Source organism: Paenibacillus ginsengarvi, assembly GCF_003626695.1.
In the GTDB taxonomy this organism is placed as follows: domain Bacteria; phylum Bacillota; class Bacilli; order Paenibacillales; family NBRC-103111; genus Paenibacillus_AB; species Paenibacillus_AB ginsengarvi.
Genome location: NZ_RBAH01000016.1, coordinates 70,814 through 94,127, shown reverse-complemented (window position 1 = coordinate 94,127; position 23,314 = coordinate 70,814). Strand labels below are relative to the sequence as shown.

19 protein-coding genes are annotated in these 23,314 nt (G+C 50.8%); 12 read left to right on the top strand and 7 right to left on the bottom strand.

Annotation, left to right across the window (positions count from 1 at the left end; genetic code table 11):
- Positions 1–165: 165 nt before the first annotated feature.
- The 7 genes from D7M11_RS21030 (at position 166) to D7M11_RS21000 (ending at position 9,404) form a co-directional block, all read left to right on the top strand.
- Positions 166–1,719, top strand: coding sequence for a helix-turn-helix domain-containing protein (locus D7M11_RS21030; protein WP_147433472.1), 1,554 nt, complete (start codon positions 166–168; stop codon positions 1,717–1,719).
- 193 nt (positions 1,720–1,912) lie between these two features.
- The gene (locus D7M11_RS21025) at positions 1,913–2,866 is read left to right on the top strand and encodes an ABC transporter permease (protein WP_120749223.1); all 954 of its coding nucleotides are present in this window, start codon (positions 1,913–1,915) and stop codon (positions 2,864–2,866) included.
- Positions 2,856–3,806, top strand: a complete 951-nt coding sequence (locus D7M11_RS21020; protein ID WP_120749222.1) for an iron chelate uptake ABC transporter family permease subunit — start codon at positions 2,856–2,858, stop codon at positions 3,804–3,806. The genes D7M11_RS21025 and D7M11_RS21020 overlap by 11 nt, the downstream gene beginning before the upstream one ends.
- Entirely contained in the window at positions 3,800–4,558 is a 759-nt protein-coding gene (locus tag D7M11_RS21015) for an iron ABC transporter ATP-binding protein (protein ID WP_120749221.1), read from the top strand. The genes D7M11_RS21020 and D7M11_RS21015 overlap by 7 nt, the downstream gene beginning before the upstream one ends.
- 59 nt (positions 4,559–4,617) lie before the next feature.
- A complete protein-coding gene (locus tag D7M11_RS21010; RefSeq protein WP_120749220.1) occupies positions 4,618–5,604 on the top strand; it encodes a siderophore ABC transporter substrate-binding protein in 987 nt (328 codons plus the stop codon).
- Positions 5,605–5,770: 166 nt separating this feature from the next.
- The gene (locus D7M11_RS21005) at positions 5,771–7,519 is read left to right on the top strand and encodes an ABC transporter ATP-binding protein (protein WP_120749219.1); all 1,749 of its coding nucleotides are present in this window, start codon (positions 5,771–5,773) and stop codon (positions 7,517–7,519) included.
- On the top strand, positions 7,503–9,404 hold the full coding sequence (locus D7M11_RS21000) for an ABC transporter ATP-binding protein (RefSeq protein ID WP_120749218.1): 1,902 nt from the start codon (positions 7,503–7,505) through the stop codon (positions 9,402–9,404). Before D7M11_RS21005 ends, D7M11_RS21000 begins: the two co-directional genes overlap by 17 nt.
- A gap of 49 nt (positions 9,405–9,453) precedes the next feature.
- Here D7M11_RS21000 and D7M11_RS20995 read toward each other — a convergent pair whose 3' ends face one another.
- Both D7M11_RS20995 and panD read right to left on the bottom strand, forming a co-directional pair.
- A complete protein-coding gene (locus D7M11_RS20995; RefSeq protein WP_120749217.1) occupies positions 9,454–10,182 on the bottom strand; it encodes a YheC/YheD family protein in 729 nt (242 codons plus the stop codon).
- Positions 10,148–10,576 carry an aspartate 1-decarboxylase gene (gene panD / locus D7M11_RS20990; protein WP_120749216.1) on the bottom strand — a complete coding sequence of 143 codons (429 nt, stop codon included), beginning with the start codon at positions 10,574–10,576 and terminating at the stop codon, positions 10,148–10,150. Before panD ends, D7M11_RS20995 begins: the two co-directional genes overlap by 35 nt.
- 368 nt (positions 10,577–10,944) lie before the next feature.
- On the opposite strand from panD, the gene D7M11_RS20985 reads away from it, so the two are divergent.
- Both D7M11_RS20985 and D7M11_RS20980 read left to right on the top strand, forming a co-directional pair.
- Positions 10,945–12,480 carry a sensor histidine kinase gene (locus D7M11_RS20985; RefSeq protein ID WP_120749215.1) on the top strand — a complete coding sequence of 512 codons (1,536 nt, stop codon included), beginning with the start codon at positions 10,945–10,947 and terminating at the stop codon, positions 12,478–12,480.
- 2 nt (positions 12,481–12,482) lie between these two features.
- Positions 12,483–13,184, top strand: a complete 702-nt coding sequence (locus tag D7M11_RS20980) for a response regulator transcription factor (RefSeq protein WP_120749214.1) — start codon at positions 12,483–12,485, stop codon at positions 13,182–13,184.
- A 515-nt stretch (positions 13,185–13,699) separates the two neighbouring features.
- On the opposite strand, the gene D7M11_RS20975 is transcribed toward D7M11_RS20980, so the two are convergent.
- A complete protein-coding gene (locus D7M11_RS20975; RefSeq protein WP_120749313.1) occupies positions 13,700–13,876 on the bottom strand; it encodes a hypothetical protein in 177 nt (58 codons plus the stop codon).
- A gap of 690 nt (positions 13,877–14,566) precedes the next feature.
- On the opposite strand from D7M11_RS20975, the gene D7M11_RS20970 reads away from it, so the two are divergent.
- From D7M11_RS20970 to D7M11_RS20960, 3 genes are read left to right on the top strand one after another with little or no spacing between them, the layout of a single operon-like run.
- Positions 14,567–15,820 carry an ABC-three component system protein gene (locus D7M11_RS20970; protein ID WP_120749213.1) on the top strand — a complete coding sequence of 418 codons (1,254 nt, stop codon included), beginning with the start codon at positions 14,567–14,569 and terminating at the stop codon, positions 15,818–15,820.
- The gene (locus D7M11_RS20965; RefSeq protein WP_120749212.1) at positions 15,804–16,262 is read left to right on the top strand and encodes a three component ABC system middle component; all 459 of its coding nucleotides are present in this window, start codon (positions 15,804–15,806) and stop codon (positions 16,260–16,262) included. Before D7M11_RS20970 ends, D7M11_RS20965 begins: the two co-directional genes overlap by 17 nt.
- Positions 16,259–18,136 carry a DUF3732 domain-containing protein gene (locus tag D7M11_RS20960; protein ID WP_120749211.1) on the top strand — a complete coding sequence of 626 codons (1,878 nt, stop codon included), beginning with the start codon at positions 16,259–16,261 and terminating at the stop codon, positions 18,134–18,136. Before D7M11_RS20965 ends, D7M11_RS20960 begins: the two co-directional genes overlap by 4 nt.
- A gap of 900 nt (positions 18,137–19,036) precedes the next feature.
- On the opposite strand, the gene D7M11_RS20955 is transcribed toward D7M11_RS20960, so the two are convergent.
- The 4 genes from D7M11_RS20955 to D7M11_RS20940 all read right to left on the bottom strand — a co-directional run bounded on the left by D7M11_RS20955 (position 19,037) and on the right by D7M11_RS20940 (position 23,229).
- Positions 19,037–20,104, bottom strand: coding sequence for an ABC transporter substrate-binding protein (locus tag D7M11_RS20955; RefSeq protein ID WP_120749210.1), 1,068 nt, complete (start codon positions 20,102–20,104; stop codon positions 19,037–19,039).
- Between the two features lie 51 nt (positions 20,105–20,155).
- Complete coding sequence (locus tag D7M11_RS20950; RefSeq protein WP_120749209.1) at positions 20,156–20,989, bottom strand: ABC transporter ATP-binding protein; 834 nt, start codon at positions 20,987–20,989, stop codon at positions 20,156–20,158.
- Positions 20,965–21,705, bottom strand: coding sequence for an ABC transporter permease (locus D7M11_RS20945; protein ID WP_205127096.1), 741 nt, complete (start codon positions 21,703–21,705; stop codon positions 20,965–20,967). Before D7M11_RS20945 ends, D7M11_RS20950 begins: the two co-directional genes overlap by 25 nt.
- A 69-nt stretch (positions 21,706–21,774) precedes the next feature.
- Entirely contained in the window at positions 21,775–23,229 is a 1,455-nt protein-coding gene (locus D7M11_RS20940) for a sulfatase family protein (protein ID WP_120749207.1), read from the bottom strand.
- Between the last annotated feature and the right edge of the window lie 85 nt (positions 23,230–23,314).

The window sequence follows — 23,314 nt, the reverse complement described above, 5'->3', positions numbered from 1 at the left end:
TTAGATGATCCACAAAATCCCTGTAACCGCCGATTGCTCAAAACGGATATAGGGGACTGTACAGCTATCTCCTCATTTGACAATGAGAATCATTATCATATACAATAGAGGAATTGTCATGCTGAAGCTAGATTCCATTTTAAAAGAAAAAGGTGTGAACGACGGTTGGCTGGTATCGCTCGATTCAAGGGGATGGCAACGCTCACGTTTACGGGGACGACGGAGCTGAAGCTGGCGAACGGCGGCGTCACAGAGATGACGGGGCGCGACGAGCAGATGTTCGGTTTCGTCGGCAAAGGCAACGCCAAAGCGGTCGTCCGGTCGGATGAAGCGGCGGGCCGCTCCGGCAAGCTGATGTCCGGCGAGCTGTTTTATTTGCCCCCGGATTGCAGCTGCACGCTCGAAAACGAGGGGAGCGGCGTCTTTCATATACGCTGGATCCGGTTCCGGTGCGACGGCGGCGACATGCCGGAGCTTGCCGGATCGCTTTGCGAATCCGCCGATTTCGCGGCGCTGCGGTTCCGGCTGCCGCAAGCGCGCGGCTGGATGGCGGGTTTTCCCGCCGAAGATCCGGAGGAGCTGGAGCCCGCCGCCTTTTTTCGGCTGCAGGCGCATTTGTATGCGATCGCGTCGGCCTACGTCGGCCATCATCGCAAACCGAAGGGAACGGATGACGATCTGCTCGATTATGTCGAGCAAACGAAGCGTTACATGACGGATCGATATGCGGAGCCGATCGATGTGGAGGAGCTGGCCCGGCAATCGGGAGCGAGTTCCGGCCGGTTTTACGAAGCGTTTCGCAAGCAAACGGGGCTTAGCCCGCATAAATATATGACGTTCGTACGGCTGGGCCAAGCGCTAGGCATGCTGGCCGACCTTCGTTCCTCGGTCAGCGAGGTGGCCCATTCCGCCGGTTATCCCGACGAACTGTATTTCAGCAGGCTGTTCAAGAAGCATATGGGGATGTCGCCGACGGAATACGCCGCTTGCGCGCACAAAAAAATCGTCATGCAGCCGATATTTGAAGGAGACTTGTCCGTTCTTGGCATTCGGCCGGAATGGATGCTGGATCGCGGCTGGTGGGAGCACCCGGAGCCGTTTGTGCGCCAAATCGCCGAAACCCGCCCGGAGCTGGTGCTTACATCCCCGATCCCGGGGGAGCTGCTGCGCGCCGTTGCCGAAATATCGCCAATCATTAGCCTGGAGTGGAAAGGGTATCCGTGGAAAAAGCGGCTTACGCAAATAAGCGGCATTTTGGGCATCGGCTCGGTGGCGGAGTGGTGGCTCGCGTTTTACGACCGGAAGGTGGACAACGCGCGCCGGCTCGTGCGGCGCCATCTGGGGAACACGCCATTTTTGCTCGCGAGCGCCCACGGTCCGGGTTATCGCATATACGGCATGCAGATGAACAAGGTGAAGGATCTGTTCTACGACGATCTGGGCGTCAAGCCGCCCGAGGAAGCGTTTCGCTTCGGTCTGCTGGAGGTGGATTCGTTTCGGGAGGTGGCGGACATGCCGAGCGACAATCTGATTCTGCTTATGCCTCATTCGCGCTCCGAGGAGGATATATCCGATTGCAGGAGGCGGTGGTCGGAGCGGGAAGGCCGTCCCGAACACGCCCGTTGTCTCGTCGTCCGTTATGCGGGTCCGCTCATGTACAACGCGGCTGCGAACGAAAGTCTGATCGATCAGACCGTCCGCCTGCTGGCTGCCAAATGAGAATACGCAGAAAAATCCATGCCCGGCTGAAGGATTATCCATTACATATATAACGGATTCGGGTAGAATAGGTTAAGTTGATAATGATTATCACTGAGGCTGCACCTCTTTTTTTTGAGTCCTATTGAGAATGATTCTCTTTAACGCTAAACGCTTCGACCCCAAATTTTGAATGAAGGAAGATTGGCTTGTCATGAAAAAAAGGTACTTGGCGCTGCTGCTGGCCGTGCTATCGATCGTCTCGCTGTTTCTCGGCGTGAAGCACATTTCGCCCCTGGATCTGCTGCGGCTTAGCGACGATCAATTGCACGTGTTGTGGATCAGCCGCGTCCCGCGCTTGATCAGCATCGTCATCGCGGGCGTGAGCATGAGCATCGTCGGCTTGATCATGCAGCAGCTGACGCGCAACAAGTTCGTGTCGCCGACGACGGCGGGAACGATGGATTCCGCCAGACTCGGGGTGCTTGTGGCGATGATTGCGTTCGGATCCGCCGCGCCGATCGTCAAGATGGGCGTCGCTTTCGCCTTCGCTTTGGCGGGAACGCTGCTGTTCATGAAAATTCTCGACAAGGTGAAGTACAAGGACGCGATTTTCATTCCGCTCGTCGGGCTCATGTTCGGCAACGTGATCGGCTCGCTCACGACGTTTGTCGCTTACAAGCAAAACTTGATCCAGAACATCTCGTCATGGCTGCAAGGCAACTTCTCCATGGTGCTGAAGGGACGCTACGAGCTTCTGTATATAAGCATTCCGCTCGTCCTCATCGCATACGTGTACGCCAACCGGTTTACGATCGCCGGAATGGGAGAAGAGTTCTCGGTGAACCTGGGGCTGAAGTACAAGCAGGTCGTCCATATCGGTCTTGTCATCGTGGCGATGGTATCGGCGGCGAACATATTGACCGTAGGCGTCATTCCGTTTCTGGGGCTGGTCGTTCCGAATATCGTCACGATGTACAGGGGCGACAATCTGAAAGATAACCTTCCCCATACCGCATTGCTCGGAGCCGTGTTCGTGCTCGCATGCGACATTTTGGGCCGCGTCATCATTTATCCTTACGAAATTCCGATCGGCCTTACCGTCGGCGTTATAGGAAGCGGCATTTTTCTTTACTTGCTACTAAGGAGAAAGGCATATGAATCCTAAAACGAAGATCGGTATTTTGGCTGTCGCATCGGTCGCGCTTATACTCGTATTTCTCACGATTCAGTCCGGCGGCAACTGGGGCTACGTGCTGCCCAAAAGAGGGATCAAGCTGGCGGCCATCGTCCTGACCGCGGCGGCGATCGCTTTCTCGACAGTCGTATTCCAGACGATTACGAACAACCGCATTTTGACGCCGAGCATTATCGGACTCGACTCGCTGTACATGCTGACTCAGACGTTTATCATTTTCGTGTTCGGCTCGATGCATATCGCGCTCGTGAATCCGAATATCAACTTCATTTTGTCCGTCGGCCTGATGATTTTGTTCTCGATGCTGCTGTACCGGTTCATGTTCAAGAAGGAAGGACGGAACATTTACTTCCTGCTGCTTATCGGCATCGTGCTTGGCTCGTTGTTCGGCAGCTTGACGACATTTATGGAGGTGCTGATCGATCCGGACGAATTTTTGGTCGTGCAGAGCAAAATGTTCGCCAGCTTCAACCGGATCAACACGAAGGTGCTCACCGCCGCGATTATCGCGCTGATCGGCGTAGCCGCATACTGCATGAGATATATCAAATTTTTGGACGTGCTGGCGCTCGGCAGGGAGCATGCGGTCAATCTCGGGATCGGCTACAACCGCGTCGTCAAAAGGCTGCTTATGATCGTGGCCGTGCTGATCTCGATCTCGACGGCGCTCGTTGGCCCGATTACGTTCCTCGGCCTGCTTGTCGCGAACATCGCCTACCAGTTTATGAAGACGCACCGGCACGGCTATCTCATCTGGAGCTCGATCCTGATCGGCATTATCGCGCTGGTCGGCGGCCAGCTCGTGGTGGAGCGCGTGTTCACCTTTTCGACGACGATCAGCGTCATCATCAATTTTGCAGGCGGCGTCTACTTCCTGTATTTGCTTCTAAAGGAGAATAAATCGTGGTAGAAGTCAAAAACGTATCCAAATCGTACGGCGGCCAAATCGTCGTCGACCAAGTCTCGCTGCAAATTGCAAAGCGGAGCATTACGTCCTTCATCGGCCCGAACGGAGCCGGCAAAAGCACGCTGCTGTCGATGATGAGCAGACTGATCAAGAAGGACGGCGGCGAAATCTGGATCGAAGGGCAAGAAATCGGCAAATGGAACGACGGCGAGCTGGCCAAAACGATCTCGATCCTGAAGCAGTCGAATCATATCAACATCCGCCTGACCGTCAAAGATCTGGTCGGCTTCGGCCGCTTCCCGTACTCGCAGGGCAAGCTAACGAAGGAAGACCGCAAGTATATCGACGAGGCGATCGATTATATGGAACTCGGAGACATGCAGCATAAATATCTCGATCAGCTCAGCGGCGGGCAGCGGCAGCGGGCGTTCATCTCGATGGTTATCGCCCAGGATACCGAATACATTCTGCTCGACGAGCCGCTCAACAACCTGGATATGAAGCATTCGGTGCAAATTATGAAGGTGCTGCGCCGCATGGTGTCCGATCTCGGCAAAACGATCGTGCTCGTGCTTCACGACATCAACTTCGCCTCCTGTTATTCCGACTACATCGTAGCGCTGAAGGACGGCAAAGTCGTGCGCGAAGGGCCGACCGAAGAGATTATCCAAACGCCGGTGCTCCAGCAAATTTACGATATGTTCATCCCGATTGAAACGATCGGTGGCAACAAAATCGCCGTCTACTTCTCGTAAGGCAATCATGTTCACCATGAAACACCACATACAAAAAAACGGATAGGGGAGAGAGAACCATGAAGAAAAACAGTTGGATGCTTGCCTTGCTTCTGGTATTCGTCCTGATCGTTTCCGCTTGCGGCAACGGCTCGGACAATCAAACAACAGGAGGCGCCGCGCCCGCGACTTCCGGCGACTCGAACGCCGCGCAGACGCCGGCACAGCCTGCCGAGCTTACGATCAAGCATAAGCTGGGCGAAACGAAAGTGAAGAAAAACCCGCAAAAGGTCGTCGTCTTCGATTATGGGGTGCTCGATTCGCTCGACCGGCTCGGCGTGGAAGTAACCGGCGTGCCGCAGGCGAGCATCCCGCCGTATCTCGCCAAGTACAAGGACGCGAAGTACAAAAACGTAGGCAGTCTGGTCGAAGCGGATTTTGAAAAAGTTAGCGCGATCAAGCCGGATCTGATCATCATTTCCGGACGTCTGCAAACGGCTTACGAAGAGCTGAGCAAAATCGGCCCGACGATCTTCCTCGGCGTCGACAACGCCAAATATTTGGAGACATACACGGAAAACGCGAAAACGCTCGGCCAAATTTTCGGCAAAGAATCGCAGGTCGATACCGAGCTCGCCAAGGTGAACGAAACGGTCAAGACGGTAAGCGCCAAAATAAAAGCAAACGGCAAAAACGCCCTCATCATTCTGGCTAACGAAGGCGCCATCAGCGCGTACGGAGCCGGCTCCCGCTTCGGCATCATCCATGACGTGCTCGGCTTTACGCCGGTCGACCCGGGCATCGAAGTATCGACGCACGGCAAGCCGGTATCGTTCGAATACATCGCTGAGAAAAATCCGGACTACTTATTCATCGTCGACCGCGGAGCCGCCGTCGGAGGCGAATCTGCCGCGAAGAAAACGATCGAGAACGAGCTGGTCAAGAAAACGAAGGCGTTCAAGGACGGCAATATCGTGTATTTGGACCAAAACTACTGGTACTTGTCGGGCGGCGGGCTGATTTCCGTATCCGAGATGGTGAAAGAAATCGAAAAAAGCGTCAAGTAACAGCAAGCCGTGGGTAAGGACCGCAGCCGGTGAGAACCGGTTGCGGTTTTTCTTTTCGCGCCCGGCTTCTCCGCGAAGATCGTATGAATTGTGCCAGGTTACGATTCAGTTTTGCCGGCGACGGATGTATAATAACGGTATGCCGCAATACGAAGGAGAGAACGGGATGCATTTTTTACTTCCATACGTCCGGAAGCATTGGAAAATGTTTTGCGTGGCCGTTGCGTTTTTGACGGTTGAAGCGGCATGCGATCTGCTGCAGCCGACGATTATGGCGCATATTATCGATGTCGGCATCGCCGGTCAGGATATGGGCTACGTGCTGCGTATGGGCGGACTGATGCTGCTCATTACCGCGGTGGGCGCGCTTGGGGCATCGTCGCGGAACATTATTTCCAGCCGGGTATCGCAAAAGTTCGGGACCGAACTGAGAAGCGACCTGTTTCGCAAAATTCAGTCGTTGTCGTTCGCTAACATCGACAAATTTGAAAGGGCTTCCTTAGTGACACGACTGACGAACGACGTGACACAGGTGCAGAATTTTACGAACGGACTCATGCGCATTTTCGTCAAAGCGCCGCTGCTGTGCATCGGAAGTCTTATCATGGCGATCCGGTTGAACCCTCATCTGGCTACCGTGCTCGCCATCGTCGTGCCGATCGTCGCCTTGCTTGTGGCGATCAACATGAAGATCGGCTTCAGGCGCTTCATGTCCGTGCAGAAGGCGCTGGACAAGGTGAACGGCATCGTCCGCGAATATTTGGCCGGCGTCCGGGTCGTCAAGGCGTTCAACCGGTTCGATTACGAGACGGACAAATTCGCCAAGGCGAATACGGAATATCAAGCGAAAACGATCAGCGTCATGCGTACGATGTCGGTCTTTAATCCGGCCATTATGCTGACGGTTAACTTCGGCATCGTCGCCGTTATTTTGCTCGGCGGCATCCGGGTCGACAACGGCTCGATGCAGGTTGGGAGTATCGTGGCCTTCATCAACTACATGACGCAAATTTTGTTCTCGCTGATGACGATCTCGATGGTATTTAATATGTTCGTGAGGGCGAGAGCGTCGTCGGTGCGGATCGGTGAAGTGTTCGCCGAGCAAAACACGATGAGCTGGAACGAGCAAACGGCTATCGACAGCTCCTCCGTCAAAGGCCGCATCGATTTCGAGGACGTCACCTTCTCGTACGAAGGGCCGGACGGCGAGCCCGCGATCAAGCATATTTCGTTCAGTTGCCTGCCGGGGGAAACGATCGGCATCATCGGCTCGACCGGCTCCGGCAAGAGCAGCCTCGTGAGCCTCATTCCGCGCTTTTACGATACCGTCTCCGGGGCGGTCCGGGTGAACGGGGAAGATGTGCGGAACGTCGACCCCGAGAAGCTGCGCGAGCATATAGCGATCGTTCCGCAAAAAACGGTGCTGTTCTCCGGTACGATTTCCGAGAACATCCGCTGGGGCAAGGAAGGCGCTACGTACGAGGAGATCGAGGAGGCGGCGAAGCTTTCGCAGGCGCACGAATTTATATCCTCGTTTCCGGAAACGTACGAGACACGGCTCGGACAGCGCGGCGTAAACTTGTCCGGCGGACAAAAACAGCGGATGTCGATCGCCCGCGCCTTGATTCGCAAGCCGGACATTCTCATCCTGGACGACTGCACGAGCGCAGTCGACGTCGCAACCGAGGCGAAGATCAAGCTGGCGCTCAAAACGTATGCGAAACATCTGACCTGTCTGCTGATCGCCCAGCGCATTACGTCGGTTATGGACGCCGACCGGATCGTCGTGCTGGACCAAGGCGAGATCGTCGGCATGGGCAAACATGAGCAGCTCATGCAGGAATGCACGGTGTATAAGGAAATTTACCAGTCGCAGATCGGAAAGGAGATGCACGCGAATGCCAAAGCCGAATGAGCAAGCCGCCGGCTCATCCTCCGGCGGATCGGATCTGTCGCCGCCGCTCGTAGGTCCAGGCAGACATCCGGGACAGGGCGGGGGCTTCGGCGGCCGCGGCAGGGGAGGCCCGGTCGTCAAGCCGAAGCAGTTCCGCAAAACGATGGCGAAGCTGTGGCGCTATATCGGCAAGGAGCGCAAGCTGCTGACGCTTATTTTCGCCTTCCTGCTGGTCGATTCGGCCGTTATGCTCACCGGGCCGTACTTGATCGGCGTCGCCATCGATTCGATGACCGCGAGCGGCGGCAAGGTCGATTTTCATCTGCTCGAAGCGGCTTTGTTCGGCCTGACCGCCGCCTATATAGGAGACGGCGCCTTGACGCTGCTGCAAGGCTGGCTGATGGCCGGCGTATCGCAGCGGGTCGTGATGAATTTGCGCCGCACGATGTTTGCGAAGCTGCAAAAGCTGCCGCTGTCGTTTTTCGATTCGCGTCCCCACGGGGAAGTGATGAGCCGCATGTCGAACGATATCGACAACGTCAGCACGACGATCTCGCAATCGACGGTGCAGCTCATGTCCGGCGTTATCGCCATTGTCGGGTCGCTTATCATGATGCTCGTGCTCAGCCCGATCTTGACGCTGGCCAGTATCATCACGGTGCCGCTCGTTTATTCGCTTGCCCGCACGATTACGAAGAAGACGAGCGTCCTGTTCAAGGAGCAGCAAGCCCAGCTCGGCCAGCTGAACGGCCATATCGAGGAGACGATATCCGGCATCGAGGTCGTCAAAGCGTTTAACCGCGAAGAAAAGTCGATCGAGGATTTCGATAAAGTGAACGGACGGCTGTACGAGGTCGGGCTGAAGGCGCAAATCTGGTCCGGCTTCATGATGCCGCTGCTCAGCGTGATCGGCAATATCGGCTTTGCGGCGGTGGCGATCGTCGGCGGCATACTGGCCGTCAAAGGCGCCATCACGGTCGGCGTCATCGCCAGCTTTATCAGCTACTCGCGGCAGTTTGTCCGGCCGCTGAACGATCTGGCTAACATTTATAACGTGCTGCAATCCGGCGTTGCCGGGGCGGAACGGGCATTCGAGGTGCTTGACGAGCAGGAGGAGCCGGAGGACCCGCCGGGTGCCGTCGTGCTGGAAAATCCGCGAGGCCACGTCGTCTTCGGAGACGTCAGCTTCGGCTACCGGCCGGACGTTCCGATTCTGAAGCATATCGGCTTCGAGGCTCCGCAAGGTAGCAGTACGGCGCTTGTCGGCCCGACGGGGGCGGGGAAGACGACGGTCGTTAATCTCGTCACCCGGTTCTACGACGTAACGGCCGGTACGATCTATCTGGACGGACGGGACATCCGCGAATATACGCGCGACAGTCTGAGGCGGGCGTTCGGCATCGTGCTTCAGGACACGTATTTGTTCTCGGGCACGATCGCCGAGAACATCAAATACGGCAAGCCTGACGCGACCGATGAGGAAGTGAAGAAAGCGGCGGCGCTGGCGAACGCGGACAAGTTCATCCAGCGGCTCCCGAACCGGTACGAGACGATGCTGACGGAAAACGGCGGCAATCTGAGCCAGGGACAGCGCCAGCTTCTTGCCATTGCGAGGGTGCTGCTGGCGAATCCGGCGATCCTCATCCTCGACGAAGCGACGAGCAGCATCGATACGCGGACCGAGCTGCACATTCAGGACGCGCTGCTGCAATTGATGCAGGGCCGAACGAGCTTCATCATCGCCCACCGGCTCAATACGATCCGGGACGCCGATACGATCATGGTCGTGGACGGCGGCTCCATCGTCGAGAAGGGCAGTCACGAAGCGCTGATCGAGCAGAAGGGTACGTATTACCGGATGTTCCATAACCAATTTAAGAATATCGAGGGCGCCACCGGAGCTTAGGAGGCGCATAAGGAAAGGACCTTCCAAAGTGGCGAAGGTCCTTTCGTTTTTAACGCTGCCTGTAATACGACATGATCCGTCTGTACGCGCTCTTATCTTTCAGTTTTCGAAACAAGCTTTTGGCCGGCTTGAAGTTGGCCTCGATAATCCACACTTTTCCCTTCGTGTCGACGCCCATATCCATCCCGACCGTATCGATCGGATAATACTTATGGAGCTGCCTGACCGCCTTCATCGCAGTCGATTTCAGCTTGCCCTTTATCCGGCTGCCGGGTCGCAGCCCGGACCTGCGGATCGCGGTGGATACGGGCACAACCTTCCCGTTGCTGCGAGCCGTGTTCGTGATAATATAACCCGGGCCGGCAATTTTCGCGAGCGTCCCCGTAACAGTCCATCTGGATTTTCGCTTTTTTTGCACCATGACCCGCACGTCAAACGGTTTACCGTTCACCCTGGCGAGCGCGATTCTGCGCTGGACGATCGGCTTCCCGCCTTTCGTTTTGCGTTGTGCGTATGCGTAGACGGCCCTGCGGCCCTTCACCGTGCTGGTGCGTTTACCATCATGAACTTCATAGCGTCCGTTGCCCACAGGAGATATTTGAATGACGCGGCTGCCTCCCGCGCTGTTCGACGGCTTGATGATCACTTTGCCGAAGCGCTCCAAGTACGAGTTCAAGCTTCGCCGTGTCAGTCTCGAGGTGCGGGGTAAGGCGGAAGCGAGCCTGGATGACCGGCGCAGAAGCTTATATTTGGTCCATTTGTTGTGGCCGTAGCTCATCCCAGTTGATATCCCCTTTCTCGTTAAACAAGCGGTGGTCCTCGCATTTCTCGATCCGGTTGTCGCGGTCAACGAACACGACGGTCGGCACGAGCTCGAGAAGCTCCTTCTCGTCGAACATCCCCATGCTTAAAATGATGACCAGGTCGCCGGGCTGAAACAAATGCGCCGGAGGACCGTTCAGGCAGATTTGGCCCGTGCCGTCGCCGCCGGGCAATGCGTATGTTTTCCAGCGGGTCGCGTTGCGCAGATTGGTGACTTGCACGATTTCATAAGGCTGGATGCGGGCCGCCTTCATCAGCAGCGAATCGATCGTAATGCTGCCTACGTAGTCGAGATTCGCTTCCGTAACCGTTGCCCGATGGATTTTGCCTTTGCACATCAATCTTTGCATCGAACTTGTTTCTCCTCTCGGTATCCCGTAGGACACGGATGAACGGATGTACTCCTTCAGTACATTATGTGGATGCGGGGCGATAGGTTCATGCGGGGAAGGCAGGGCAGAAGAACCATTACATCTAGTCAAACGGCCGCTGCGGAAACATTCGATCTTCCGCTCGCTCTTACAATCAGATTCCTTGGATTGGGAACTGTTAAGGTAGGAATCCGCTTGTAAAGGCGACCGCTTCGCTGCTCCAGATGCAAATGTTCCACTCCGCTCCCACTCTCACGAGCATAGTCCCGCCGCCTTAGGCCAGATGAGGGAATTCGCCCGTGTTGTGGTAAAATAAAATCATATTAAAGCGCAAGCAAGGTGATCCTTTGACGATTTTGCTTATATTCCTGATGACCGCGGCGATTACGCTTTTCATCTCGAAGGCGCGCAATCCGTCCGCCTACTGGATGGGCAGCATGCTGATCGGCTGGTTTCTCAGCATGGCCGGGCTGATCCTGTTCATCGCCAAATACGGGGGCTTTTACTACAAAGTTAATATCGTGCTGTTCTTCAACGATACGATCCGCAATCTGCTGCTCCATTCGCCGATCGATATCGAAGGAATAAGCCGGATGATTACGGTGGGCCGTTCGCTGTTCATTTTCAGCCTGATCGGCTTGTCGGTATCGGTCGCGACCTATCGGCCGTTTCGAGAATTGTGGAAAGTGTATGCGCTTAACCTGATTTTGCCGATCGCCAACATTTTGTTTTACGAGCCGGAGCTCTATCGGCTGGCGCTGACGGTGCTGGAGCGCAAATACACGTATATGATCGGCTGGGTGACGCGGGGCTGGATCGTCGTCTCGGCCGTAGTCGCCATCGCGGTGATGATATGGAAATACCGCAAGGTGACCGTGCCGTGGGTGAAGCGGCAGGGGAAATTCATCCTGCTCGGCGTGTTTTCGCTCGTGCTGTTTTATTTTTACCTGGGCTTTATGGGGCCGCTGCAAGTGTTTGACGTGCGGACGTATTACGTGCTGTACTCGGATTTCTCCAACTTCAATCCACCGCTGACGCTGCCGGAATGGTACTTGAGCATCGGTTTCACCGGGGTACTGTCGCTGATCAGCCTGCTGTCGATATGGCGGTATACCGAAGTCGAGATGAAGATGGGCAAAGCCGACCTGCAGCTCGAGCGGAAGCTGAAGACGGCCAATATGGGCGCGCGCGTATTCACCCATGCGATCAAAAATCAGCTGATCATGATCCAGCTCCTCATCCGGCAAGCCGCCGAGCAGCAGACTTCATCGGGGCAACCGGCGCAAGCGGACAAGATGACATCTCCGGTTCGCGGTACTAATCCGCTCGCTCAGGCGGAGGATATCGTCGGACATACGCTGCAGCGGCTGGACCGGCTGTACCAGTCTTTTAAAACGAATCATTTGCAGCTCAAGCCGTACCGGGTTGCCGACCTGCTGCAACAAACGGTGGATCGCCTGCTGCTGGTGCCGGAGCATATCCGTCTGGATTGCCAGTTGCCCGACCGCAGCGTTACGGTGCTCGTCGACGCCGAGCATATGAGCGAAGCGATCCATAACGTGCTGCTGAACGCGATCGAGGCGATCGTTCCGCCGCAGCAGGGAGAGGTGACCATTTCGGCGTACCGGGAAGGGAAATGGGCGATCATTCAAGTGGCCGACAACGGGCCGGGCATACCGGAGAAGCTTCACGAAACGGTATTCGATCCGTTCTACACGAGCAAAAACACGACGAAAAACTGGGGAGTCGGCCTCTCCTACGTGAAACATATCGTAAGGGGACATTACGGCCGCATTCATCTGGATAGCAAGCCGGGCGAAGGAACGACGCTGCAGATCATACTTCCGCTATATATATTGGATGAAGACATCGTGGAGGACTAAAGATGACAGAACGGATACGCATTATCGTGGCCGAAGATTTGCAGGTGCTGCGGGAACATTTTTGCGAGTTGATCGGCAAGGAAACGGATATGGAGGTGGTCGGGCAGGCGTCCAGCGGCCGGGAAGTGCTGGAGCTTGTCGCCTCGCGCGACGTCGACCTGATCTTGATGGACATCGAGATGGATTTCAAGCATGACGGGATCGTGACGGCTATGACCGTGCTGAGCAACCACCCGGATATCAAAATCGTGTTTCTGACCGTACACGAAGACGATGAAACCGTATTTGGCGCGTTCGAGACGGGGGCGGTCGACTACCTGCTCAAAACAAGCCCTTCCTCCGAAGTCGTAAGCAGCATCCGCAAAGCCCATGAGGGCATCGTGCAGGTGCGGCCCGAAGTGGCTTACAAAATCAAAAACGAATTCACGCGCATCCGCCGCAACGAGGAAAGCTTCCTGAAGGCGGCCGTCATCGTGTCCCAGCTCACCCCTTCCGAACTGGCGATTCTGGAGCTTTTGCAAAGCGAGATGAAAATCGCCGAGATCGCCAAAGACCGGCAGGTCGAGCTGTCCACGATCAAGTCGCAAATTAACGTCATATTGAAGAAGTTTAACAAGAAAAGGACGAAAGAAGTTGTCGCGCTGCTGCGGGATCTTAATTTGATGCCTTTTATCCATAAGGTGCGTGATGGAGGTGAGGGGTAGGGGGAGGGCTGCGAAGGGATTTCTTCGTGGCTTTTTGGTTTTCAAGCTAACTGTAATAAATAGCTTCAGTAAAGCTTTATACGTTCAATTTCATGGGCCGTTAGCCTTGAAAATCTGATCAATAATATTTGGGGCCATAGCTCAGTCGGTAGAGCGTATCGCTGGCAGTGGCTAGGTCAGGGGTTCGATCCCCCTAGGCTCCATACAAAAGAAAGCCGCTAAACACAAGGGATTCCGAGTGTTTGGTGGTTTTTTCTATGTCCGAAGCGGCGTTGATTTTGGGTCGTGGTCACACTGACGACTTTTTTGGTGAAAAATCAGGACTTTCGATATTCCTTTGAGAGTTTCAGAGCATCGTATTCCTCGACAAAAATGAAATCGCCTTGTCCTTTTAATAAGGGCAAGGCGACTATTATGACTCATATCAACACTTGGATGAATGCGGTCAATTGAGGAAGAATCATTATTGAATCGACTATAGCGATTCGAAGTTTATTTCAGGGAGTTTGCTTGATTTAGCGACAAACCCAAGACTCAAACCTAAAGTCAACCAAAAAGCATACTGCCGAATTTTTTGCGGTTTCTTTGTGAACGGAAGGTAAGACATGGCTGTACGTGTCCAGAGTTACACGAATGTCAGAATGGCCCAATATTTCCTTGACTACCTTAGGATTGATATTGCGACTTAACATTAACGTGGCAACGGTATGCCGTAAGTCATGAAAACAAATATTCGGAATATGTTTATATGTTCCCAATGTGACGGGACGCAATTTTAAAGCTTTGCTATCCAGCCATTCGCCTTTAAGAAAATCAACATACTGAGTTTGGTGTTCTTAATGTATATATTATCGTCAACTTGTTGCAATAGCGATTTGGTTAAATTTTTGTATCTCCTTGTGATTTTAAGCGGTTGGGAAATATGCGCCAAAACCCTTGAAATGACTAGCATTGCGCCAGTCCCGCCTTAGCGTACCGACCACCACTTCACATCTTGACAGGGTAGGAACTACTATCATATGAGAATACGTTTGTTTTGCAATTTATTTAATCCTAATTACCATGCATTCCAAAACTAAAATGAGTTTAAGAGCTCGTGCCTAATAAGCTGATCAACTATTATGATAGCTAAATAATTGATTCTATGGTCACTCGATAAGCCCCTGATAGGGAGAAAACTAAGGGTTTAAAGTACTATAAACAGAACATTCGTTTGGAAGGATTTGGTCGAAAAAGATTGAATTCTGTATAGATATAGATAATTTGGATTAATAAACTGTCTATATCAATTGTACGTGGGGATTTGAAACATAAGTAGGACTTTCTTTACATTGTGAATAAAGGATTAAGATTAAATCAAAGATTCTCTAGAGGTGTTGCAGATGACCACTTTTCAAGAAAAAACAACTGCCGATAATAAGTCTATAGGATTTGACTATCAATATTATTATTTCCTTTATCAACTTTTGGGTTTAGAAGAAGGAGAGAAAATAGGCATTGAAGTCAAAGATGATGTGCACTTGGAATTACCAGATAATGCTCAAGTACTAATTCAAGTTAAGCATACAGTGCAACAAAATTCCCAAGGACAATCAATCAATATCACTGAAAGGGATATTGATATCTGGAAAAGCCTAAGTAACTGGACTAAAATGATTAATGATCCATTAGACGGTAGGAAAGTAGCAGAGGCAAGATTGGCTTTTATTGAAAATACATCTTTTATCCTAGTATCAAACAAATCAAATAATCAAAAAAATACTTTCTTAAAGAAAGTCAAAGAATGCAAGCAAAAGAAAATAACTATAACTGATTTTAGAAATTATTTAGCGTTATTAATTAAAGGGACATCTGATCCAATAATAAAAGGCTATATGGAAGATGTAGAAGGACAGTCTAAGAAATGGCTTGAATTATTTATTTCCAAACTTGAATTTGAGTTAGAACAAGATGATCTTATTGCAATGATTAAGAAACGTATTAAAGCTAAACTCGTGAAGGAATCAAAAATAGAAGATGTTTTTAATGCTCTGGATAGCAATCTAAGGAAGCGGAATTATATTAATACCAAGAAAAATATTAAAAATGTAATTAGCTTCGCTGAATTCTACAGAGATTATCACGTTTTGTTTGACAAAGGTAGGAACGATAAACTCCCTATAAATAATGACTTGGTGCACTTTAACAAATCGATTGACGAGCAACTTTTCATTACTCAATTAGCAGATATTCACGCTATCGATAAGAACTCAATGCCTGAAAAACTACGTCTTGCTAGCCAAATGTTAAGAACCAACAATCATAAATCAGACTGGCTAAAAAGAGGGCTTGTTGTTAAAGAGCAATTGGAGCATTTTGACAATGATTGTGTTACAAAATGGAGTAACACATATGATGAAGTGCATAGGGATATTAAACTAGACATTGAAATAGACAATACTGTTCCAACAGAAAAGGCTATTGTACGCGCTGGGCTAAGGTGTTTGGATGAGATTAGAAAAAAAGAACTAGTTTTGGATGAAACTCCACTAGATTCTGAATTGAGCAACGGACAATTCTATCAATTATCCAATATACCTACGATTGGATGGCGGTTCGATTGGAAGGAGAAATATAAAAATGAACCACCAAAGTGATCTATACAATAATGAATTTATATGTGCAATATCTATCTATTCTGTTTTGCTCCATTCAGACTTGTTAAGTATCTCAAAAGCCATGCTTATATTTCCATTTGTTTCGCATCAGGGTACTTTAGATTTTCTTAAAAATAAAAATACTTCAATAAGAGGACTCGAGGAGTTTATGCTCAAGAAACCTGGCTTTTTCTCCAATTTTAACGACAGATTCTATTCCTTCATGGTGCTGTCATTGAATTCTATTATGTTTCTAAAAGAAGCGGGGCTGGTTCATTTAGTTGATTCTAAACTTAGTGTGACTCAATCCGATACTCTTACTTTTAATAAGGAAACAGTTGGTGCCAGGGCTCTAAGCATTGTTGAAGCAGCCCCAAAGCTCGCCAAAATACTAATATCTGAAGAAAAAAATCTATATCTACAATTGAAGGTGCGATTATGAGATTTGTAATTAAAGAAATAATTCTTTGGCTCAAAAACAAAAAAATTCGAAAACTTGTATTTGAAGAAAATAAAATTAACGTGATAACGGGAGACAGTGGTACTGGTAAATCTGTTATTCTCGATATTATTGACTATTGTTTTTTCGCAAGTAAAACAAAGATCCCGCAGGAAAAAATCAATGAGAATGTATCTTGGTATGGAATAAAATTTCTAATTAACGATAAAGAATATTTAATTGCTAGAGGTGCACTTAACGAAAATAGAAAAACAAGCTCAATGTATTTTTTCTCACCGATTGGGGAACTACCCGAGGAACCATATTCAAATGTACTAGATAAAGACCTGAAAAATGTCATTGAAAAAGAATTTAATATTGACAGCAGTGTAGTAATTCCATACGGCGGAAGGAACTTAAAGGCAGGTAGTAAAATATCACTAAGATATTTTTTTCTGTTTAATACACAATCGGGAGACACAATTGATCATAGTGAGGTTTTCTTTGATAAGCAGAATGATGATAAATATTCTGAGGCTTTACACAGAGTATTTGATCTTGCTACGGGGATTGACACAGTAAAGAATATACTTATTAAAGAAAAGTTAGCCACCTTGGAAAAAGATGAAATTCGAATGAAAAGACAATTAGTAGCGATGGAAAATGAAAAGAGCATATTTGAATCGGACTTACGGGAGATTATCAGAAGAGCCAAGGAATTTGATTTAATAGATGATGCGTCTCTAGCATTGGATAAAGATATTGATAATTTAAAAAAAATAGTTTTAGATGCAACTTCACAAAAGACTTCAAATAATTTTAAGGAACTTGATTCACTAAATAAAAAAAGGAATGAGCTTAGATTTAAAATCAGAAGTTATAGTAAGTTCTCTGAAGAATACAATGATTATTTAAAACAAAAATCTGAAACACTCGAAAGTTTGAAACCTCTAGAGTATCTGAACGAAAAATTCGGTGAATTAATTCAGCATCCGGATTTATCTGTCTTAATGGACATGCTTGATAAAGAAATGAGGAAAATAAAGGGGGAAATTACGAACAAAAAACCATTTTCAATGAATCTTGACAGCGATATAAAATCAATCAAATCGGAATTAGATGCAATTCAGAAGGAGATAAATACACTTTCGCATAATAAAAAAGAACTTGGCTCAGAAATTGAAAAATTTATTTTTATCGGTGAAATTAAATCTAAGTTGGAACTCTATACATACAACGAGAAGGGGATGGAGAGCAAGGAAGAGCTTCAAAAAGTCCAAGATAGAATTCAACAACTTAGGTCAGAACTAGAGAGTGAGATCGTCGATAGAGAATTAGTTATTAGATTATTAGAAGAGTTAATTCAACGTTATTTAGATGAATCTTCTGCGGCATTAGGTATATATAAAGGTTATCAGTCCGTCTTTGATTACAAGAAAAAAGTGTTATACTTAAAAAAACCAGTATCACTGGTGCCTTCTATAGTGGGGAGTAGTTCCAATCATATGTTCATGCATCTTTGTTTTATGCTTGGTTTGCATGAGCTAATTATAAAGCAACAGGCACCTTTTGTACCCAGTTTTCTTATTTTAGATCAACCAAGTCGGCCTTACTATGGTGGAGATAAGAAGGAAGACACTCCCAAAAAGTCTTGGTCGCAAATTCCGCAAGACGACCGCACGAAAATAACAATTGCACTAACATTATTGAACAATTTCATATCTCGTATTAATCAAGAATATGAGCATTCTTTTCAGATTATAATTTTGGAACATATTCCAAAGACAATTTGGGAAGAAGCGAATTTAACAAACGTAATACTAGTGGATGATGAGTTTACAGAGGGGAACGCCTTAATTCCAGATGAACTGATTTGATGCTAAAATAATTCGAGTCATTCTAATGCTGTATGTTTTTTCAAAACTTTCTTTATCCTTTTAGATGACTTGGCCTGGCTATTTTCCATCATGGAGACGCAAAATATTGGTCAAGGATTTGGTTAAATTTTTGTATCTCCTTGTGATTTTAAGCGGTTGGGAAATATGCGCCAAAACCCTTGAAATGACTAGCATTGCGCCAGTCCCGCCTTAGCGTACCGACCACCACTTCACATCTTGACAGGATAGGAGTTAGCGATGTATCACATATTTTAGCTTAACTACATTGGTCACACTTTAATTATTTCTGGAACGCCCGCGTAGGTATCAACCAGAACTCAATCAGGAAAAGTCTTATAAATTAGTGGGGTTTCGTTCGGTTACAGGCGTTCCAGAAGCCAATCTCTCCACTGGCAGCGATGAGGTCAGGGGTTTAAACCGCGACAGGAAGCGTAACGAGTGAGCGCGGCATAGAAATCGTCCTTATCGCCACGTTGCTTCGGACATCAGAGACCGTTAGCATCGATTATTCAAAATTCTGGCTTCCATACGGTCATTAGTGTCTGTAAGCGAGGGAATTGTCAGAGAAAACCGCGAAGTATTCTTCTAATGGTCATTAGTGTCCACAAGTACAAGGAATGTACTTTATTCTTATTCTAATGGTCAATATTGACCACTTGATAGGCCCGATAACGCTGTTGTCCATTGTGAACAAGTAGTACGTTCATTTAATGAAATGGACAAGGGGCGCTTCTTTTGCGTTTTCTAACCAATCGCGAAGGAGCGAGTGGAAGATCAAATGTTCCCGCAGCGGCCGTGTATGTGCGAACACAGCTCTTAAGTGTTTCGGCGTGTTCACCCCTAACAAACAAAGGGCCCCCAAGAGGGCCCCTTCTTGTATCACTTCCCGCCGAGAGCTTCATACGCCTTCAAAATTGGATCTTTGGCGATGAACGTATCGGACGGAACGGTTTTATCCATCTTGCCGTTTTTCACGAACAGCGTTTGCAGGTTGTCGTACCATTTCACGGCGCTGCCGTCTTTGAACGCCTGTGCGACCTTTTCGGTCGATTGCCATTCGAGCCCGGTCATTTCCTGACGCAAGTTTTCTTCCGGCACCTGCGTGTATTGGGAGGTCAGCTTGATCGCTTCGTCCACGTTTTTGATTTTGTACTCGGTCGTTTTGGCGATCGCTTGCATGAATTTGTTCACGAGCTCCGGCTTTTCTTTCAGAAATTTGGGGCTGACGACCCAGCTCGACGGGAAGATGTAATCCGGGAAAAAGCTGCTGTTGTCGCCCAGCTTGACGAAGTTGTCCTTACCGACTTGCTTCTCGATCTCGGCGGAATACGGATTCCAGATCGCGACGGCGTCCACCTTGCCGGCTACGAAGGCGCTGACGGCTCCCGCGACGTCCATATTGAGAATGTTCACATCGCTTGGGCTAAGTCCCGCACGCTCCAGACCGAGATTCAGCACCATTTCTCCAGACGTGCCTTTCGGAACGCCTACCGTTTTGCCCTTCAGGCCTTTCCAGTCGGTGATGCCGGACTTTTTGGACGCCAGTACCATATCCGATTTGCCGAGGCTGACGATGCCGAGAATTTGGCCTTGTCCTTGTGCGGCGAGGAAGGTCGCGCCCGGGCCGATGTAGGCGATATCGATGTCGCCGGAAGCCATCGCCTGAAATTCCGGAGGACCGCTCAAAAATTTGACGGGATTCAGGTTAATGCCCGCTTCCTTGAAAAAGCCCTTTTCCAGACCGACGGCAACCGGAGTCGCCCCGCCCATGTCGGGCATATAGGCGAAATTAACCGTTTCCAATTTGGTCGCTTCACCGGACGATCCGCCGGAGCCAGCAGACGGGTTGGCGGCATTGCCGCCTCCGCAAGCGCTGGCGACAAGCGCCAGGCTGAGGACGATGGCCGGAATCGAGAGCTTGGAAAGCACGTTTCGTTTGGTAAACATGGTTGGACCTCCCGTTTGTATAGTTTGACAAATTTGGCTCGTTTCGATTCTTTATTTCGATACTTCCAAGTATTCCTTGTACACCTTCGACCAGATTTCGTTTTTGATCTCGACAAAGCGCGGATCGAGCTTCGTGCCTTGGTCGCGCGGATAAGGAATGTCGACCTCGATAATCTCTTTGATGCGCCCGGGACGGGCACTCATGATGATGACGCGTTGGGCCAAAATAACGGCTTCCTCGACGTCGTGCGTAATGAAGAAGCACGTCTTCTTTTCCTTTTGCCACGTCCGCAGCAAATCTTCCTGCAACTGGGCTCTCGTCTGGGCGTCAAGCGCGCCGAACGGCTCGTCCATAAGCAGCACCTCGGGCTGAACCGCATACGCTCTGGCGATGGCGACCCGCTGCTTCATGCCGCCGGACAGCTCCTTCGGGTACGAATCGGCAAAATCCTTCAAGCCGACCATCTCGAGATAGCTTTCCGCCTTCTCCTTGCGCTCCTGCTTGCCGAGGCCGCGAAGCTTGAGGCCGAACTCGACGTTTTTAAGTACCGTCTTCCACGGAAACAAGGCATACTGCTGGAAGACGACGCCCCGTTCCTTGCCGGGCCCGGTCACTTCCTTGCCGTCCACCTTGACGCTGCCGGACGTCGCTTTTTCCAGACCGCCGATAATGTTCAGCAGCGTCGTTTTGCCGCAGCCGCTCGGTCCGACGACGCAAACGAATTCGTTTTGGCGTATCGTCAGATCGGTGTTTTGCAGGGCGATGACATCGCCGTTACGGCCTTTGTACACTTTGGAAAGCCCGTTAATTTCGATTTTGGCCGGCGCAGCCGCCTGCTGCCCGCTGTCTGCTACTTTTGTTACGACTGGCGTACTTCCTGCCATCCCGTTAACCTCCTTTCCAGAAACAAGACGAATTTATCCATCGACAACCCGATAAGGCCGATGACGATCACGCCGAGAATGACGACGTCCATACGGAAATACAAGCTTGCTTCCATAATCATATTGCCGAGACCTTTGTTCGCGCCCGTCAATTCCGCTGCGACCAGCGTCGTCCAAGCGGCAGCCAGTCCGAGCCGTACGCCGACCAGGATATATGGGAAGGAAGCGGGAACGACGACCTCGAAGAAAATGTCCTTGTCTTTCGCGCCAAGTACACGAGCCGCGCGGATAAGCGTGGAATCGACGTTACGCACCCCTTGGAAGATCGAGATAACCATGACGAGAAACGTGGCGACGAAGATGATCGATATTTTCGCGGATTCGCCGACCCCTTGGGATACGATGACGATAGGGGTGAGCGCGATCGGCGGAATCGTACGGAAAAACTGAATCCACGGATCGACGACGGAACGGACGATGCCGTACCAGGCCATCAGGAAGGCGACCGGGATGGCCACGATGAGGCCGAGCGAGAACCCGCCGATGACGCGGAACAGGCTGGCCCACAGATTTGTCCACAGCCGGCCGCTGGTAAGCTCGTTTCCGAACGTTTTCGCTACGTGAAACGGATTGTTAATAATGGCGCCGATGGCCGGCACTTTGGACAGCAAATACCAAAGCACCAGTCCGAGCACGACCGAAATCGCGGTAATCATTTTATTGGATAATGTTTTCGTTTTCAAACTGCCCGCCTCGCTTTCTGGATGATGAACTGGAACATGCTCTTAGTAAGCAGGCTTCAAAGCTTCCTGGCTGTACCGGCAGCGCAGGCGGTCCGCTTCCGCGTTCCAGCCTTTCTGCTCCAGACGGCGAACCCAGTCGTCCGCCTTCAAATATTTGAACGGACCGGTTTCGATTACTTTCTGCATCGGATCGACCCGGTAACCCGGCTTGCGCGTCTGCTCATGCAACCACTGGCTGAGACGGTGATCCATTTCCTTCACGACGTCCGGATAGTCGGCGGCCACGTTGCGCGTCTGGTTCGGATCGTTCGCCATATCGTACAGGATGACATCCTCGAAGTGGGTGTACAGCCCGGGGTGATACGTGCGAATGAAGTACCAGTTGTCGTCGCGAACGGCGCGCTGGCATACGTACAGAGCATGGTCCATGACGAGATAGTCGCGCCCCTGCCAAGCTTCGTTCTTCAATGCGGGTAGGAACGACTTGCCGTCCCAGCCGGACGGAACCGGTAGCCCGACGAGATCGGTAATGGTGGCGATGACGTCCACGTTATAAACGAAGCCGTTTACGTCTCTGCCCGGATCGGCGATACCGGGACCGGCTATGATGAGCGGGATGTGATGCACCGCTTCGGTCGCGCTGGCGTGTTCGATGTAGATGCCCTGTTCGCCCATCGATTCGGCGTGATCGGCGCTAATGATAAAGGTGACCTCATCCTCGATGCCAAGCTCGCGCAGCGTATCCAGCAGCTCGCCGACCGCCTTGTCCATGTAATTGATGCCGCCGTCGTACCCGTCGATCACATGCTTGAAATCGTCGCGGTTCCGTATGTTTTCCGGCATCGTTTGCGGGAACGTATCGCCCCAGTGCAAAAAGGATGCCGAGCGCGGGAAGCTTTGCGTTTGCTGGGCGGCGATCGTCGCTTCGTCCGGGTACGCTTTCACCAGCGCGTCTTTCCACTGCTCCATATACTCGATCGGATACGTATAAAAGGTGTGCGGATCCCAATACTGAAGGTGCAGGAAGTAGTCCTCCTCCGCGCCGTGCCGTTTCAACCAAGGAATGACGGCGGCGTTCACCTCGTCGGCATTTTCGTTGCCTTCCTTGAGCGTATGGGTGTGCAGCTCGTTCCATCCGGCGAAATACCACCAGGCATGGTGCCGGTCCCCGAACGAGGAGAACGTGACGGTTTTGTAACCGGCCTTGCGCAAATATCTAGTAAAAAACGGAATGTCTTCGCTGTGTCCGTCTCCTTCGGGATATTGAAATTCGCCTCCCGGCCCCCAATGGGTAAGCGCTCCGTGATTGATGCCGAATCTTCCGGACATAAAGCTGGCGCGCGAAGGCACGCATGGGGAAGAAGCCGTATAACAGCTATTGAATCTCGCGCCCCGTGCGGCGATCCGGTCGATGTTCGGCGTCGTCCGGCGGTCATACCCGTAACAGCTCATATGATCCGGCCTGAGCGAATCGATGTCGAGATAGATGAATCTCATCTTGTCGTAGCCTCCTTATTGCTTGCAGAGTAAGCGTTGTCACTGGCTTTGTTCCCATTATAGGGGCGAATCGGCTCGCGGATAA

Excerpts from the sequence above, each read along its gene's own strand:
- D7M11_RS21025 (WP_120749223.1), top strand. The coding sequence starts at position 1,913 with ATGAAAAAAAGGTACTTGGCGCTGCTGCTGGCCGTGCTATCGATCGTC.
- D7M11_RS21020 (WP_120749222.1), top strand. The coding sequence starts at position 2,856 with ATGAATCCTAAAACGAAGATCGGTATTTTGGCTGTCGCATCGGTCGCG.
- D7M11_RS21010 (WP_120749220.1), top strand. The coding sequence starts at position 4,618 with ATGAAGAAAAACAGTTGGATGCTTGCCTTGCTTCTGGTATTCGTCCTG.
- D7M11_RS21005 (WP_120749219.1), top strand. The coding sequence starts at position 5,771 with ATGCATTTTTTACTTCCATACGTCCGGAAGCATTGGAAAATGTTTTGC.
- D7M11_RS21000 (WP_120749218.1), top strand. The coding sequence starts at position 7,503 with ATGCCAAAGCCGAATGAGCAAGCCGCCGGCTCATCCTCCGGCGGATCG.
- D7M11_RS20995 (WP_120749217.1), bottom strand. The coding sequence starts at position 10,182 with ATGAGCTACGGCCACAACAAATGGACCAAATATAAGCTTCTGCGCCGG.
- panD (WP_120749216.1), bottom strand. The coding sequence starts at position 10,576 with ATGCAAAGATTGATGTGCAAAGGCAAAATCCATCGGGCAACGGTTACG.
- D7M11_RS20980 (WP_120749214.1), top strand. The coding sequence starts at position 12,483 with ATGACAGAACGGATACGCATTATCGTGGCCGAAGATTTGCAGGTGCTG.
- D7M11_RS20975 (WP_120749313.1), bottom strand. The coding sequence starts at position 13,876 with ATGTTAAGTCGCAATATCAATCCTAAGGTAGTCAAGGAAATATTGGGC.
- D7M11_RS20970 (WP_120749213.1), top strand. The coding sequence starts at position 14,567 with ATGACCACTTTTCAAGAAAAAACAACTGCCGATAATAAGTCTATAGGA.
- D7M11_RS20965 (WP_120749212.1), top strand. The coding sequence starts at position 15,804 with ATGAACCACCAAAGTGATCTATACAATAATGAATTTATATGTGCAATA.
- D7M11_RS20960 (WP_120749211.1), top strand. The coding sequence starts at position 16,259 with ATGAGATTTGTAATTAAAGAAATAATTCTTTGGCTCAAAAACAAAAAA.
- D7M11_RS20955 (WP_120749210.1), bottom strand. The coding sequence starts at position 20,104 with ATGTTTACCAAACGAAACGTGCTTTCCAAGCTCTCGATTCCGGCCATC.
- D7M11_RS20950 (WP_120749209.1), bottom strand. The coding sequence starts at position 20,989 with ATGGCAGGAAGTACGCCAGTCGTAACAAAAGTAGCAGACAGCGGGCAG.
- D7M11_RS20945 (WP_205127096.1), bottom strand. The coding sequence starts at position 21,705 with ATGATTACCGCGATTTCGGTCGTGCTCGGACTGGTGCTTTGGTATTTG.
- D7M11_RS20940 (WP_120749207.1), bottom strand. The coding sequence starts at position 23,229 with ATGAGATTCATCTATCTCGACATCGATTCGCTCAGGCCGGATCATATG.